The sequence below is a fragment of the Arcticibacter pallidicorallinus genome (genome assembly GCF_003002875.1).
Lineage (GTDB): Bacteria > Bacteroidota > Bacteroidia > Sphingobacteriales > Sphingobacteriaceae > Arcticibacter > Arcticibacter pallidicorallinus.
Genome location: NZ_PVTH01000008.1, coordinates 61,868 through 77,624, shown reverse-complemented (window position 1 = coordinate 77,624; position 15,757 = coordinate 61,868). Strand labels below are relative to the sequence as shown.

Annotated in this window: 14 protein-coding genes and 1 tRNA gene; 9 read left to right on the top strand and 6 right to left on the bottom strand. The window is 42.4% G+C overall.

What is annotated here, in order from left to right; genetic code table 11:
* Positions 1-43 precede the first annotated feature (43 nt).
* Together B0I27_RS13255 and B0I27_RS13250 are read right to left on the bottom strand one after the other, a co-directional pair.
* The gene (locus B0I27_RS13255) at positions 44-2,317 is read right to left on the bottom strand and encodes an ATP-dependent helicase (RefSeq protein ID WP_106294137.1); all 2,274 of its coding nucleotides are present in this window, start codon (positions 2,315-2,317) and stop codon (positions 44-46) included.
* An 81-nt stretch (positions 2,318-2,398) separates the two neighbouring features.
* Entirely contained in the window at positions 2,399-3,832 is a 1,434-nt protein-coding gene (locus tag B0I27_RS13250; protein ID WP_106294135.1) for a tetratricopeptide repeat protein, read from the bottom strand.
* A 497-nt stretch (positions 3,833-4,329) separates the two neighbouring features.
* Between B0I27_RS13250 and B0I27_RS17530 the strand changes: the two genes are divergently transcribed.
* From B0I27_RS17530 to B0I27_RS13220, 9 genes are all read left to right on the top strand, one after another.
* A complete protein-coding gene (locus B0I27_RS17530) occupies positions 4,330-4,470 on the top strand; it encodes a hypothetical protein (protein WP_181276780.1) in 141 nt (46 codons plus the stop codon).
* Positions 4,471-4,523: 53 nt separating this feature from the next.
* Positions 4,524-4,664: a hypothetical protein gene (locus B0I27_RS17525; RefSeq protein WP_181276780.1), complete on the top strand. Its 141-nt coding sequence runs from the start codon at positions 4,524-4,526 to the stop codon at positions 4,662-4,664.
* A gap of 52 nt (positions 4,665-4,716) precedes the next feature.
* Positions 4,717-4,857 carry a hypothetical protein gene (locus B0I27_RS17520; RefSeq protein WP_181276780.1) on the top strand — a complete coding sequence of 47 codons (141 nt, stop codon included), beginning with the start codon at positions 4,717-4,719 and terminating at the stop codon, positions 4,855-4,857.
* 89 nt (positions 4,858-4,946) lie between these two features.
* Complete coding sequence (locus B0I27_RS13245) at positions 4,947-6,326, top strand: dipeptidase (protein ID WP_106294133.1); 1,380 nt, start codon at positions 4,947-4,949, stop codon at positions 6,324-6,326.
* Between the two features lie 85 nt (positions 6,327-6,411).
* Positions 6,412-6,485: transfer RNA gene (locus B0I27_RS13240), tRNA-Arg, on the top strand.
* 248 nt (positions 6,486-6,733) lie between these two features.
* Positions 6,734-7,015 (top strand): hypothetical protein, encoded by a 282-nt coding sequence (locus B0I27_RS13235; protein ID WP_106294131.1) that lies wholly within the window; start codon positions 6,734-6,736, stop codon positions 7,013-7,015.
* Between the two features lie 112 nt (positions 7,016-7,127).
* On the top strand, positions 7,128-7,502 hold the full coding sequence (locus tag B0I27_RS13230; RefSeq protein WP_146133135.1) for a hypothetical protein: 375 nt from the start codon (positions 7,128-7,130) through the stop codon (positions 7,500-7,502).
* Between the two features lie 261 nt (positions 7,503-7,763).
* Positions 7,764-8,660 (top strand): cation diffusion facilitator family transporter, encoded by an 897-nt coding sequence (locus B0I27_RS13225; RefSeq protein ID WP_106294127.1) that lies wholly within the window; start codon positions 7,764-7,766, stop codon positions 8,658-8,660.
* 17 nt (positions 8,661-8,677) lie between these two features.
* On the top strand, positions 8,678-9,346 hold the full coding sequence (locus tag B0I27_RS13220; RefSeq protein WP_106294125.1) for a superoxide dismutase: 669 nt from the start codon (positions 8,678-8,680) through the stop codon (positions 9,344-9,346).
* Between the two features lie 89 nt (positions 9,347-9,435).
* On the opposite strand, the gene B0I27_RS13215 is transcribed toward B0I27_RS13220, so the two are convergent.
* From B0I27_RS13215 to B0I27_RS13200, 4 genes are read right to left on the bottom strand one after another with little or no spacing between them, the layout of a single operon-like run.
* Positions 9,436-10,164, bottom strand: coding sequence for a polyprenol monophosphomannose synthase (locus B0I27_RS13215; protein WP_106294123.1), 729 nt, complete (start codon positions 10,162-10,164; stop codon positions 9,436-9,438).
* A gap of 36 nt (positions 10,165-10,200) precedes the next feature.
* Positions 10,201-11,958: a peptide MFS transporter gene (locus B0I27_RS13210; RefSeq protein WP_106294120.1), complete on the bottom strand. Its 1,758-nt coding sequence runs from the start codon at positions 11,956-11,958 to the stop codon at positions 10,201-10,203.
* 20 nt (positions 11,959-11,978) lie between these two features.
* A complete protein-coding gene (locus tag B0I27_RS13205; RefSeq protein ID WP_106294118.1) occupies positions 11,979-13,553 on the bottom strand; it encodes a peptide MFS transporter in 1,575 nt (524 codons plus the stop codon).
* Positions 13,553-15,733, bottom strand: coding sequence for a S9 family peptidase (locus B0I27_RS13200; protein ID WP_106294116.1), 2,181 nt, complete (start codon positions 15,731-15,733; stop codon positions 13,553-13,555). The genes B0I27_RS13205 and B0I27_RS13200 overlap by 1 nt, the downstream gene beginning before the upstream one ends.
* Positions 15,734-15,757 lie beyond the last annotated feature (24 nt).

Genomic DNA, 15,757 nt, shown 5'->3' with positions numbered 1-15,757 from the left:
GTTTGGAGGGGAAGGTTCCCGGTCGGATCTCTATCCGTATAGATTACGTGACGATACGAAGTTTAGCAAATTTAAGCAAAAGTTGCTTCTGTCCTAACTCTTTAAAGAAAATTGTTGCCTTTATATCCGATTTACTTCCCTCAATATTAATTACTTTGCCGTAACCGAAGCGTTCATGTTCAACTTCCATGCCAACTTGAAGCCCCGAGGTATCAGATGGTGCGAACCCAGCGCTGGGTACGTGTGCTTTCGGCAGCATGGAGGTAGTCTTCAAAGCACCGGTTTTGGGCTTAGGTTTGGAGAAACTATCAACTCCGGGAGATTCTAAGCGGTCGGCAAAAAACGGATTCCGCTCGATGGATTTCTGCTGTTCGCCATAGGCCAGCTCGAGATAGCGCGCATCTATTTCATCGATAAAGCGGCTGGGTTCACAGCTCGTTAATGTTCCCCACCTATATCGTGACGTGGCGTACGAAATCGTTAATTTCTTTTCTGCACGGGTTATGGCGACATAGAAGAGACGTCTTTCCTCTTCCAGATCTGATCTTGAGTTGACAGACATTTGGGAAGGGAAAAGGTTCTCCTCCAGTCCAACAATGTATACGTGCGGGAATTCAAGGCCTTTAGCAGAGTGAATAGTCATTAATGAGACAGTATCTGCATCAGGGTTTTTGTCATTATCGTCGTTAGTAAGAAGAGCAACATCCTGCATAAAAATATCCAGTCCTCTCTCTTCCAGATCCTCCCTTTCAGAGAATTCTTTTATTCCGTTCAGCAGCTCCTGGATGTTTTCGTAGCGACTAAGACCTTCTATGGATTTATCTGAATAAAGATCTTTTAAGAGGCCCGAATGTTGAGCTATATGTAAGGCTGCATCATAAGCAGATTGGTGTTTAGCTACAGCCTGGAAACTTTGAATCATCGTAGCAAATCCGCCTGCCGGAGCTGCAGTGCGTGATTCCAGATAGCTGGGCGCGTCTTTTATTATCTCCCAAGGTGTAGTGTTGTTTTTATCCGCCGCTATAATGATACGCTCCATGGAAGTATCTCCGATTCCTCGTTTTGGATAATTAATAACGCGTTTCAGTGCTTCCTCATCATTAGGATTAAACGTAAGTCTGAAATATGCGATCAGATCTTTGATCTCTTTCCTTTGATAGAAGGACATCCCGCCGTATATCTTGTATGGAACGTTTAGTTTACGTAAGGCTTCCTCCATCGCACGGGACTGTGCATTTGTGCGGTATAGAATGGCAAAATCCTGGTATTTCAAGCCCTTCAAACTGCGTTCCTGAATGATACTTTCTGCTACAATCTTTCCTTCTTCATTATCGCTGAATGCCCTGGCAATTTTGATTTTATCGCCATCTTCATTTTCAGAGAAAACATTCTTTTTTAGCTGATTTTTGTTATTTGCGATTATACTATTAGCGACGTTGACTATGTTTTGTGTGGAGCGATAGTTCTGTTCCAGTTTAAACACTTTGAGATCCGGGTAATCCTTCTCGAAGTTTAATATATTCTGGATGTTCGCTCCGCGAAAAGCGTAGATGCTTTGCGCATCATCTCCAACAACGCAAAGGTTTTCATTGATGGCCGCAAGTTTCTTGACAATCAGGTACTGAGAGTAGTTGGTATCCTGATACTCGTCGACCATAAGATACTTAAACTTATTCTGATACTTATAAAGTACGTCTGGATGCTCCCGGAGTAAGACATTTGTTTTAAAAAGGATATCGTCGAAATCCATTGCTCCAGCTTTGAAGCAACGTTGAGTGTAAGTGTGGTAGATCTCACCTAAGCGCCCGCGACCGCTCGAAAAGTCTTCAGATTGGATCTGTGCATTCTTTTGATATTCTGCTGCAGATATCAGATTGTTTTTAGCAGACGAAATGCGGTTATAAACAAAGTTTGCATTATATAACTTGTCGTCGAGTTGCTGTTCTTTAAGAATTGATCTGATCAGGCTTTTGCTGTCGTCTGTGTCGTAAATTGTAAAATTGGTAGGGTAGCCAATCTTATTTGCTTCGAAACGCAAAATTTTGGCAAATACGGAGTGGAATGTTCCCATCCAAATATTCTTCGCTTCCGATCCGACTACATCCATGATTCGGTTACGCATTTCTTTCGCGGCCTTGTTGGTAAATGTCAGCACCAGCAGATTAAAAGGATCGACTCCTGTCCTGATCAAATGAGCGACTCTATAAGTAATTACCCTTGTCTTTCCTGAGCCGGCTCCAGCAACGATCATTACCGGTCCCTTTGTCTGTTCTACTGCTGCTCGTTGCGATGGATTTAACCCCTTTAAATATTCCAAATCTAATCCCCTTTTTGATTGCCAAAATTAAAAAATTGAGGGCAAATCTATCGATTATATCATTTCTTTATTAACGGGTCATCAAAGCTCCTTGTTCTCAAGGCTATGGAGGTTTGCATTGATGTTCCTAATCTTGTCGTCAATGTCATTAATGCACTTGCTGATTTCTTTTACAAATTCTTCATTCTCAATGAGGTCATCTTCTTCAAGCATCATGAGTCCCTTCATGGTTGCTATTGGACTCCTGATCTGGTGGGAGAGATGAGCAGAGTATTCAGACAGCTTTTTGTTTTTGATTTGCAGATCAAGGGTTCGCTCTGTGATGATTTCTTCCAGATTATGGTTGATTCGATCGAGGTTTTCTTTTTGCAATGAAACTTCGTCATTAAGTGTCTGCAGTTGTTTATTGGTCTTTGCTTTCTTCTTGTTGTTGATGTATAAAAGCATAATGACTGCTGCCAGAAGTATAAAAACGATCACCGAGGCCCAAAGCATGACCCGGTTTGTCTTCTGCCTTTCAATGAGGATCAGGGTTTGCTTTTCCCGCTCCATATGTCGCTGCTGCTCCTGGAGAAGTCCTATTTTTTGTGATTCGATGTTGTTAAACTGAATACTGTCTTGTGTGTATACCTCTCTCAAGTAATCAAGAGCTTGTTTGTAATTTTTTCTCTTGTATTCAAGCTGATAAGATGTAAAAGTATAATCTTGCTGAAGTTTGGGGTCTTTAACGAGTTCGGTATATGCTTTTCCTTCATTTAGAGCTTCCTCTGCCTTGTCGAACTTAGATTGGTTGATATATATGGCAGTTAGTGTAAGATTGATGCTCGCGACGGTATTATTCAGTTCGTTCTTTTTCGCATTAACAATAGACTCGAGTAAAATCTTTTCCGCTAAATCTGTTCTTTTTAGATTAAAGTATATAACGCCTTGATTGTGTAGTGATTGAGTCGTTCCAATCGGGTTGTTTAAATCGGTAAATATTTTGTGGGCTTTCTCAAAACACGACAGCGCCAGGCTGTATTTTTTCTGTCTAAAGTATATTATGCCAATATTCAGGTTTGTGCCTGCAATCAAATCAGCCATCTTAAGCTGGTTTGCCAGCACAAGTGACTGATTAAAATACATGAGACCCTTTTCGAGGTCGATTTCCCGATAAAGATTGCCAATGTTATTGTAAACCTTCGCAAGTCCGGGCTTATAATTGCTATTTTTGAACCCTGACAGAGATCTTAAATAATAGCTTAGGGCCTTTTCGTTTTTCCATATATAGAAATATCCGATACCCATGACCCGTTGGGCTTCCGCAATGCCATTGCCATAACTGATCTTATTTGCAAGACTTAAAGCCTTCTCGGCGTGCTTTATGGTTTGTTCTGGATCTGTTAAGCGAATATTATAACCGAGTTCATTAAGTTTGTCAACCGATAAGCTATCGTTTTCAAAAGACTCTACCTTGGAATAGCAGTTGAAAATACACGATAAAAGCAAGGATGTTATGAGAAGGCTAACTTTCATTTCTAATCTTGAAGGAAAGATATATAATATTTTTTGATTTACGTGGCACATCAGGCTAAAGTGACTATTTCATTCAATGTCTAGCGTTTAATCGTCCTGATTAGGAAGGTGTTCTTGCTGAGTAGCATTGTGTAGAACATGAGCATCGCCTGTGTAAATCTGCATTTAAATGTATCAAATACTGTTACGATTGACCTTTTAGAAAAGCAGAATTTATTCCTAGGTTTGGGCCTATGAGTAAATGTTAAAAAAGTTTCGTTAATAGAAATAAACATTGCATACTTGACAGATGTTTCCTCCTTGACTATTCGCAATTGTAGCACATTTAAGTTAATATTATATCAGTCGATTTAATAAGCTGACATGATAGTCACCTACTATTTGCGGTTACTTGTAGCGCAGCGAAATAAAGCTGACCTCGAAATAGTGTCTGAGATATAGCGAAGAGATTAATTTAAAATAGAAGTATATAATAATAAATCAAAAAGCCAGAACAAATGAAAAAGATCGTAGCAGTATTAGCATTAGTAGCAATAACGTTTGCATCATGCAAGAAAGAAGAAGGTGCCACACCATCCGCAAAAGCAGAAAAGACGGTAATGGGCGGAGAGAAGAAAGATATGAGCGGTTGGGATTAAGCGAATAAGGAACAGGAAAATACAAACAGAATAAATCAAAAAAGCCAGAACAAATGAAAAAGATCGTAGCAGTATTAGCATTAGTAGCAATAACGTTTGCATCATGCAAGAAAGAAGAAGGTGCCACACCATCCGCAAAAGCAGAAAAGACGGTAATGGGCGGAGAGAAGAAAGATATGAGCGGTTGGGATTAAGCGAATAAGGAACAGGAAAATACAAACAGAATAAATCAAAAAGCCAGAACAAATGAAAAAGATCGTAGCAGTATTAGCATTAGTAGCAATAACGTTTGCATCATGCAAGAAAGAAGAAGGTGCCACACCATCCGCAAAAGCAGAAAAGACGGTAATGGGTGGAGAGAAGAAAGATATGAGCGGTTGGGATTAATCCAAGTATCATGATAAATCTTTCGAAAATCACCTGAATCCCCTATAGTTCGTCTTCACTAAAGTATATTTGCGTAAACTTTACAGATTATGCAGACTATAAAACAGTATGTTGAAGAAAATAAGCAACGTTTTTTGGACGAACTACTTGAGCTGCTCAGGTTTCCTTCGGTAAGCGCCGACCCTTCATATAAAGAAGATGTTTTAAATACAGCAGACTACGTAGCAAATAAGCTCAGAGAAGCAGGTGCGGAGAACGTGGAAATTTGCCCTACAGCGGGCTATCCGATCGTTTTCGGTGAAAAGATAATAGATCCCTCAAAACCGACGGTATTGGTTTACGGGCATTACGACGTGCAGCCTGCCGACCCACTGGAGTTGTGGAAAACGCCTCCTTTCGAGCCTACAATAAGAGATGAAAAAATATTTGCACGTGGTGCTTGTGATGACAAGGGCCAGTTCTATATGCATATTAAAGCATTTGAACTGATGATAAAGTCCGATTCACTCCCCTGCAATATCAAGTTTATGATCGAGGGAGAGGAGGAAGTCGGATCAAGCAATTTGGGCCTTTTTGTAAAGGCAAACAAAGAACGCCTTAAATCTGATGTCGTATTGATATCAGACACTTCGATGATCAGTTTGGAAAACCCGTCACTCGAAACAGGACTTCGCGGACTATCTTACCTAGAAGTAGAAGTCACTGGACCAAACAGGGATCTTCACTCAGGCGTATATGGCGGTGCAGTTGCCAATCCAGCTACTGTTTTATGCCAGTTGATAGCCTCATTACACGATACGAATAACCATATCACCATTCCTGGTTTTTATGATGACGTTTTGAGCCTTTCTGAGGAAGAGAGAAATAGCCTCAACGAAGCGCCATATAATGAAGATGAGTTTAAGAACGACCTTGGAGTCAAAGCTCTATGGGGGGAGCAAGGGTACTCAACTATAGAGCGTACTGGCATAAGACCGACCCTGGAAGTAAACGGAATATGGGGCGGCTATATTGGCGAAGGTGCTAAAACGGTTCTTCCTTCAAAGGCCAGCGCTAAAATATCCATGCGTTTGGTACCAAATCAACAATCAGACAAAATCACACAGCTATTCAAAGAACACTTTGAGAGTATCGCTCCTGAATATGTAAATGTAAAGGTCACCCCTCACCATGGAGGAGAGCCTGTCGTAACGCCTACAGATAGCGTTGCATATAAAGCCGCAGAGAAGGCTATAGAAGAGTCTTTCGGTAAAAAGCCCATTCCTACAAGGGGCGGAGGAAGTATTCCTATTGTGGCGCTCTTTGAGGCTGAGCTTGGAATTAAAACAGTACTCATGGGCTTTGGTCTCGATAGTGATAATCTACATTCTCCAAATGAGAAATATGACATTGCTAACTACTATAAGGGCATCGAAACGATACCTTTATTTCATAAATATTTCGCTGAACTAAGTCTGGAACAAAATTAATTTGCTGGATCTTAGTTTTTTAGTAGAATCTTTAAATTAGCTTGCGAGTTAATTTAAAGATTTTCTATATTTGCAGCCACCAAAGGCACCCATAGCTCAGCTGGATAGAGCAACGGTTTTCTAAACCGTCGGTCTCAGGTTCGAATCCTGATGGGTGTACATAAAACCTCTTCAGACATTGTTCTGAAGAGGTTTTTTTATTATCCAAAGCGTTCCCGCTCTTTCCTGGCCACCCCTTACAGTATGTAGCTATTATCATTGTTTCTAACGTGATTATACACGTTCAGCTAACATGTCAAACCAAAGAGCCCTTTCTTTCGTTCATTCAATAAGTGGGCGATGCAGAGTTTCTATGTTAAAAGAAGTTTCATGAAAGCCTAAAATATTAACTGTCAACTTGTTAAATTATGGAAGAGCCATTCGAAATAACTTACAGCAGCGGCGATACATCCTTTGTACTTGCCGTATATCGTTCCCTGGAAAATCAAGAATCGAAGTGGCGATATACTATCGTTATCGATGAAGTTAGTCTTGGGGTGTTGGTCAAGCATGACAACAGCTCATGGGCTTGGGAATCTGGAGGCAAAGAAGGCCCTAATCATGGAGGGGTGAATTTGTATCCAGATTCTGCATCCAGGATCGGCGAATTAATTGACCAGCACGAGGTACAAGGCCAAAAACCAGACTAAGGTCAGTAACGATAGAGACATCAAATTAATGATAAATCTGCATGAACTCTTTATCATTATTTGAAGTTCGTACTTCGCAAACATCCTTTATTGACCTTTGTTAGCTAATATTATGAAAAGACTATTCACATTCTTACTACCTCTAAGCCTCCTTTCATGCCGTGAAGCACCAAAAGATTTTAGCTCAGTCTCTATTGGAATGACGAAGGATGAGGTTACCTCAGCAGTTGGTGAACCTACGAAGAAAAATGAACTTGCGGTAGTTGACATTTGGGTTTATCCCGACGCAGACAGAAGCGTTATCTTTCGCAAGGACACGGTTTATAATATCGTAACATCGTCTGAAGCCCGGATCGATTCTATCGAGACTTCGATAGAACGCACTGGCGATAAGGTCGGAAGCAGTTTGAACAGACTCGGGGACAGCCTCGAAAGGACCGGCCAGCAGATTAAAGATAAATTCAGGCGAGATACAACGCGAAATTAAAATAAGATAAGGTTTAGGATACAAGAGCCGGCGTACCGGCTCTTGTATGTTTTCACAGGTAGAGGTAAGATAAGTTAACAACATCGAATCTGACGATAAGTTTATCGAACAAATACGTATTATCGTGAGTTAAATACGTAACCTTCAGTTCCTATAAAACCGCAAACAAACAAGTTCTCGTCCACCCAGCCTAGTAATTTTCCACAGATACCGGTAATGCATGTATTAACACTTACTTTTGTCGGAATCAACACCTCATAAATGAAGGATATCGATCTGGATCCATCTATTAAAGCCATACGTACAACACAGCTTGGCATAGCAGTGAGTATAGTGCTTGTCGTGGTGAAAGCGCTGGCTGGGCATTTCGGACATTCTTACGCGCTGATAGCCGATGCAACTGAGACCGCGGCAGATATTGTCAGTTCATTTCTTTTATGGTTGGGCTTAAGGTATTCGCTTAAACCTGCCGATGCGCGTCATCCCTATGGGCACGGTAAAGCCGAGCCACTTGCAGCTGTTGTCATCTCCTTGTTTCTTATCGCAGCCGCTGTATGGATAGCCTATAATGCGATTTCTTTTATAAATACACCACATCAGGGTCCCGAAGTCTTTACCCTTTGGATCTTAATTGCCGTTATAGCTATCAAAGAATTCTTGTATCGATACGTAATGAAAGTGGGGAAGGAGTTGAATAGTCAGGCTGTAAAAGCGGATGCTTTTCACCATAGAAGCGATGCTATTACCTCGGCCGCAGCATTTATTGGTATTTTAATCGCGGTTATTGGTGGAAGCGGTTACGAGGGAGCCGATGACTGGGCAGCTATTATAGCGGCGGCACTTATTGTATATAATGCATTTAACATACTAAAGCCTGCTTTCGACGAAATAATGGATAGTGCGCCATCCGGCGAAATAGTAAATAGAGTAAAGGATAGTGCAAGAAGTGTACAGGATGTTGTTGAGGTTGAAAAGTGCTATGTCAGAAAAATGGGCCTCGATTATTTCATTGATCTTCATATCCTGGTGGATGCTAATCTGACCGTTTCAGCGGGGCATACCATCGCCCACATGGTTAAAGATAAACTTATGAAGAGTAATAGTCAGATAAAAGGAGCCATAATACACGTAGAGCCTTACGTGTCAAACGCAAATTAATCCAACAGTAAATATATATGAAGCTCAAAACGCTCTTAATCACCGGACTACTATTTGTCGCGGTTTCAGACCAATTGAAGGCGCAGTTTACCCTGCCCGAACTACCTTACGGTTATGGCGCTCTCGAACCGGCAATAGACAAGGAAACCATGGCCTTGCATCATGGCAAACATCATGCAGGTTATGTATCCAACCTGAATATGGCTCTCAAGGGTACGGGGATGGAATCAAAGTCGCTAGAGCAAATCCTGGGATCATTAAAGGCTGCATCTCCTGCAGTTCGCAATAATGCCGGCGGACATTACAACCATTCTTTGTTCTGGAAAATAATGTCGCCTAAAAGCACCGAACCTTCAGCAGCGCTTGTTAAAGCAATCAATAAAGACTTCGGTTCACTGGACATATTCAAGTCTGCTTTCGCCGATTCTGCAGCTAAACGTTTCGGTTCAGGATGGGCTTGGTTAATTGTGCAAAATGGGAATCTAAAAATATCAAGCACCCCAAATCAAGATAATCCACTGATGGACGTGGTTACAGAAAAGGGGAGCCCTATATTGGCTTTGGATGTCTGGGAGCATGCTTACTATCTGAAATATCAAAATAAGCGGGCAGATTACATCTCATCATGGTGGAAAGTTGTAAACTGGCAGGCTGTTGAAGAATTGTATCATCAGGCAAAGAAATAGCGCAAGCTATCAACTGAAAGCTCATCGAACTCTGGTGTAAGATGATGGCCTATATGAAAAAAGCTGGACGTTTCGTCCAGCTTTTTCTTTTATTTATAGTTTCTGAACAAACTGCTCAGCTTCATTTGAATCACACCTAAAAAAGCCTCCCTGAAGATTCGCGTACTCATCTTCGATGTCCCCTCCGTTCTGTCAGTAAAGATGATGGGCACTTCAACAACCGTAAATCCATAGTTGATAGCTGTAAACTTCATCTCGATCTGAAACGCGTAGCCGACAAACCTGATCTTATCCAACTCTATTTTTTCCAATACCCGCCTTCTATAGCATTTGAACCCGGCTGTTGCATCATGTATATCGATCCCCGTTACGAAGCGGACATACACCGACGCGAAATACGACATTAAAACCCTGCTCATAGGCCAGTTTACCACATTAACTCCTGTAACGTATCGAGAGCCGATCGAAAGATCGGCGCCGTCAAGACACGCCTGTCTAAGCCGCGGAAGGTCTGAAGGGTTATGCGAAAAATCAGCATCCATCTCGAAAATGAATTCGTATGTATGCCTAAGCGCCCATTTAAAGCCGTGGATGTATGCCGTCCCTAAACCCAGCTTTCCTTTCCGCTCCTCAATAAACAGTTTCCCCGAGTATTCTCCCTGCAGCTGTTTTACTATATCAGCTGTACCGTCGGGCGAGCCATCGTCAATAATGAGTACATGGAATGGAGTAGCCAAAGCAAAGACCGTCCGGATAATTTTTTCAATATTTTCCTTTTCGTTATAAGTAGGAATTATGACTAAGCTATCAGCTAACACGGCTTTGAATTATGAATATGAAACAAGTCTGTTATTCTAGTGTACATTGTGCATAAGTCTCTTCATGAGCGGCGTTAAGAGCATGATAAGCACGCCCAGCCCGATGGGGATTAACGTGAAGATCAGGAAAAACGTCGACATAGAATATTGCGCTGTAATCTCATCAATCATTCCGCCCATGGTTCCTGCTATTTTATTTCCAATAGCAATAGCGAGGTACCATATACCAAACATGATAGCGATCATTCGTCCGGGAACGAGCTTGCTGACATACGAAAGCCCTACCGGCGAAATGCAAAGCTCTCCGGAGGTATGGAAGAAATACGCAGCAACGAGCCATAACATGCTTACTGAAGCCTCCCGGGCACCCTGCGGAATTCCACTTGCGCCATATGCCAGTGTAGCAAAGCCGATACCAAGGAAGATCATTCCCAATCCGTTTTTAATAGTTGCCGGCGGGTTGAATTTACTCTCCCATATTTTTGAGAACAGCGGAGCAAGAGTGATGATGAACAATGAGTTTAGCACCATAAACCAAGTGGCAGGCACTTCAGCCTTCACATCGTTATATTGACTTTTCAGCATATAGATAACGATGCCCCAGATGATCACAAAGCCGCTGCTCAGCACAATGTTTCCTACCGCGAATCTTTTGAAAGTCTGCTTGATCAGCTTATAAAGAACGTAGGTAATAATGCTTAGCGGGATGACAGTAATTAACGTGTTCACCACATTGAAAATCACTTTATAGTTCCCCTCCAACACACGGGCGGTGTAATCTCTTGCAAAGATGGTCATGGATCCACCTGCCTGCTCAAAAGACGCCCAGAAGAATATCGTGATGAATGCCAGAATAACCACTGCAATCATCTTGTTCCTTAGAATCGGCGTGTACTGTGATATTCTTTTTACGATGACCAGAAGGAACAGGATAAGCGCTGTCATGATTGCAAAGTTGCTTCCTGAAAGGCCGCCTATGGAAAAGTTGAAAATATCAAATGATGTAATTTTAGACACAGGGTCGTTGATTACCCATACCAGACCTACGATCGCAATAATACCGATCGTTGCCAGATCAAATGCAGAGAAAGGATTCTTAGTCGCCTCATCAGGGTGTTCCACTTCTTTCGAAATCTCATCTTCAACTGGCTTCAGTCCAATATTCCCAAAGATATTCTGCGTAAAATAGAACTGCAGCATCCCGATAAACATAAAGATTCCTGCCAGACCGAATCCATAGCTCCAGCCCCAATCCGGACTCTCACCAATGTATCCGCAAAGAAGCATACCAAGAAAGGCACCCGAATTAACGCCCATGTAGAATATGGTATAGGCGCCGTCTTTCTTTTGTGGATGATCCTTATACATCTTGGAAAGAATAGATGTCATATTCGGCTTAAAAAAACCATTACCAACGACCAGAAAGCACAGACCTATATACATGAAGATAGGATCCACTTCTATAGCCATTGACAAATGTCCGATGGTCATCAGCAAAGCACCCAGCACGATCGCCCATCTGTAACCGATTATCCTGTCGGCAACATAGCCACCCACGATCGGTGTCAGGTAGGCAAGAGAAGTATAAGAGCCATAAATAGCAAGTGCGCTTTCTCTTGGCCAACCCCATCCCGGGTTAGATCCCAGCACAGAAGATGTTAAGAACAGTACAAGAAGAGCGCGCATACCATAATAAGAGAAGCGCTCCCACATTTCGGTAAAGAACAACACGAATAATCCTTCAGGATGTCCTAATACCTTCGAATTAAATAAATCATTTGATTGATACGACATATTCAAATAAATAAAGCAGTCTATTTTACTTCTCCCATGAGCTTTCTGATCGCGGGCGCACTGACAATCATTACAATACCAGCAATTAATGCATATACAGCCAATTGTTTGTATCCATCTGTAAAGGTGATCAGCTTTTGCTGAATAGAATCATTCTCACCTGCTTTGGACAATCCGGCTCCCAATATTCCCGCAACATACTGTCCGTATGCACTCGCCAAAAACCACATACCCATCATAACACCCTGCAGTCGAGCAGGTGAAAGTTTAGTCATGATGGAAAGGCCGATAGGGGATAAGCAAAGCTCCCCAAACGTAATGATCAGATAAGCTATCGTGAAAACATCCAGTGAAGTGATGCCATTTTCATCAGCAAAGAAGCGGGTAGCGTAGAATGTAAAGAACGCCCCGGCAAGAAACAGGAAGCCCAGACCAAATTTAACAACTGTATTCGGTTCAATCTTTCTTTTCGCCATAGCGAGCCAGACCAAGCCTAAGATAGGGGCGAAGATGATGACAAAAAGGGAGTTAACGGAGTTGTTTACTCCATTTGGATCTAACGTAAAGGTACCTAACAACTGGTTGTCGAGGTTACGTGCCGAGAATAGAGCTAACGAACCTCCGCTTTGTTCGAAGAACGCCCAGAAGAGAATAGAGAACAAGATGAAGAACAGAGCAGCAAACAGCTTTTTGCGCTCTTCAACTGTATGCTTGGTCATCTCATAAAAAAGATAAATAAGTGTGGCCGGTCCGATGGTATACATAAACCAGTCAGTATACTGCGTTTGCGAAACCATGATCACGATCAGCGGAATAACAGCCAGAGAGCCGAGGTATACCGCGTAGCTTTTCCATGCCGCGGGCTGAGTATACTGAGTCTTCGTCTCCACAACCTGATCACCCGCAGTACTTACCGATAGATCTTTGTCGGTTGTAGGTGGCTGCGGAACTCTCGCCGACGGCGGCAAACCGATAGGGCCGAGACTTTTCTGTGTAAAAACGAAAGTAATTAAACTAATGGTCATAACTATCCCCGCAAGTGCGAAAGCCAGGTGCCACGAATATTCCTTTCCAATTGCCACGCAGGCATAACCACCCATCAAAGCGCCGATGTTGATACCCGAGTAAAAAAGCGAAAACCCCGCGTCTCTTCGTGAATCGTCTTTTTTATATAGCGCACCAACCATCGTAGAGATATTGGGTTTAAAAAATCCGGTACCTACAATAGTGAAGGCAATTCCAGGAAAAAATAACGCGTGTGGATCATACGCTAAGATCGCACTCCCCACAATCATCAGCAAACCACCCCAAAACAGTGACCTTCTGAATCCCAGTATTTTGTCGGCAAAAAGTCCGCCGATAAAGGTAAATGCGTATACGAAAGCTTGTGTGGCTCCGTATTGCAGGTTCGCCATTTCGTCTTTCATCAAGAGTTCAGTCACCATGAAATAGGTGAGCATTCCCCTCATTCCGTAGAAACAGAACCGTTCCCACATTTCTGAGAAGAATAGATACCACAATTGTTTAGGGTATTTACCCTCAAAGTTCTGGATTTCCTCCAACGTAGGTTGGTTGGATGCTGCTAGTCCGGCCATTATAAATTATCTATTATAAAATCTGTCATTTTAGAATAAAGGTGCATTGACGTTTCTCCACCGTATATCCCGTGGTTTTTATCGGGGTAGTAAGCCTGCTCAAACGGCTTATTCGCTTGTATCAGGGCCTCTGAGAGGACGACACTGTTCTGAAAGTGCACATTATCATCACCTGTTCCGTGGATCAGGAGAAACTTTCCTTTCAGGAGATGCGCAAAGTTGACGGGTGAGTTATCATCGTAGCCAGCCGCGTTTTCCTGGGGTGTTTGAAGATAGCGTTCGGTATAGATCGTATCGTAGAATCTCCAGTTGGTAACCGGCGCAACGGCTATGGCCATCTTAAATACATCTGCACCCTTAGTGATACATAAAGACGACATATAACCTCCATAGCTCCACCCGAACATACCAATTCGCCCGGGATCTACAAATGATTGCCTACCCAGCCATTTCGCTGCTTCAATCTGATCTTCCGTTTCGTATTTGCCCAGGTTCTTGTAGGTCATCTTTTTAAATTCAGCTCCCCTGAAACCCGTACCACGGTTATCCACGCAGGCAACGATATAACCTTGCTGCGCCAGCATATTATACCACTTGTTTCTTGTACCACCCCATGCGTCTGCAACACTCTGGCTGCCGGGACCGCCATACACGAACATCAGCACAGGATATTTTTTCTGAGGATCGAAGTTTGCCGGTTTGATCATCCAGCCATTTAAACTCACACCCGTTGATGTTTTGAAGCTAAAGAACTCCGTTGGCGTAGTCTTAAAGCCAGCCAGACGTGTTTTTAGCGTAGCGTTGTCTTCAAGTAATCTGACGGTCTTTCCCGAACGATCATTTAGCGTTATATAAGCTGGCTGATTAGCTGTCGAATGGTTGAGTATAAAGTACGAAAAGTCGGCGCTAAAGGTTGCATTGTTGGTTCCCGCCTGATCGTTAAGCCGCTTTTTTCCTGTACCGTTTAGTTTGATGGAGAAAATGTCCCGCTGTGAAGGGGAGCTTTCTGCCGATTGGAAGAAAACAGTCTGAGTTTGCTCATCAACCCCGTAGAGTTCCGTTACTTCCCAATTTCCTTTTGTGATTTGCTTAACCACTTTACCGTTCAGATCGTACAGGTAGATATGATTAAATCCATCACGTTCGCTGACATTAATGAACTGCTTCCCGTTTTGTAAAAAAGTAAGCTGTTCTTTTTCAATGTCAATGTAATACTTGTCGGTTTCTGTCAAGATGACCCTCGACTTTCCGCTAGCAGCATCCGCTAGTAAGTACTCCAGTTTATTCTGATGCCTGTTCATCCGCAATACACATAATACAGAAGAACTATTCGTCCACCTTATCCTCGGGATGTATTGGTCTGTCTCCGCGCCAATATCCACTTTTACCGTTGTCTGCTGTGCCAGACTATATACATGAATGCTTACGACAGAATTTTTTTCACCAGCTTTCGGATATTTGTATTTATACTCGGTAGGGTACAGCTTATCGAAAACCGTCATCGAGTATTCAGGAACAAGGGATTCGTCAAACTTGTAGTAGGCAATGTTCTGTCCATCGGGACTCCAGAAGAACGCTTTTGCAAAAGCAAACTCCTCTTCATACACCCAGTCGCTCTGTCCGTTGATGATTCGATTGAAAGATCCGTCATTGGTGATTTGTATTTCACGCAGATCGTTTTCAAGGTCTTTAACAAACAGGTTATTGTCTCTCACGAAAGCAATCTTGCTGCCATCAGGAGAAAAACTGGCGAAAGACTGCTTACCTTTTGATGATACCTTGATGATTTTTTTAGATTCAAGCTCGTAAACGTAGTAATTCGCTTTTGTGGAATGGCGATAGATCGGTTCCTCATCTTGTGCAATAAGTGCCTTCTTTTCGTCGCCACTAAAATCGGTGCTTAGCTCCAGCGTATCGCCATTATAGATCAGGTTATCCTGGAAATAGAGAGCCTTGTTGAGCGTTCCGTCACTAAAGTTACTTTTAGCTACAAATATCTTCCCCGTTTGCGGATCACGCTGGATAGAGGCGAAGCTCTTTCCATCCTTCATGGAGTTGAGTCCGTAAACCGAACGTTGCGCAAATATATTTTTCTTGAAAATATCTTCCAGCGTAATGTTCTGGCTGGTCTGTGCGAAAACGTTTCCAGAAATAAGGAGTAAAAGCAGTAATTTCTTCATGAAGTGTTAAGAAGAATAAATTTT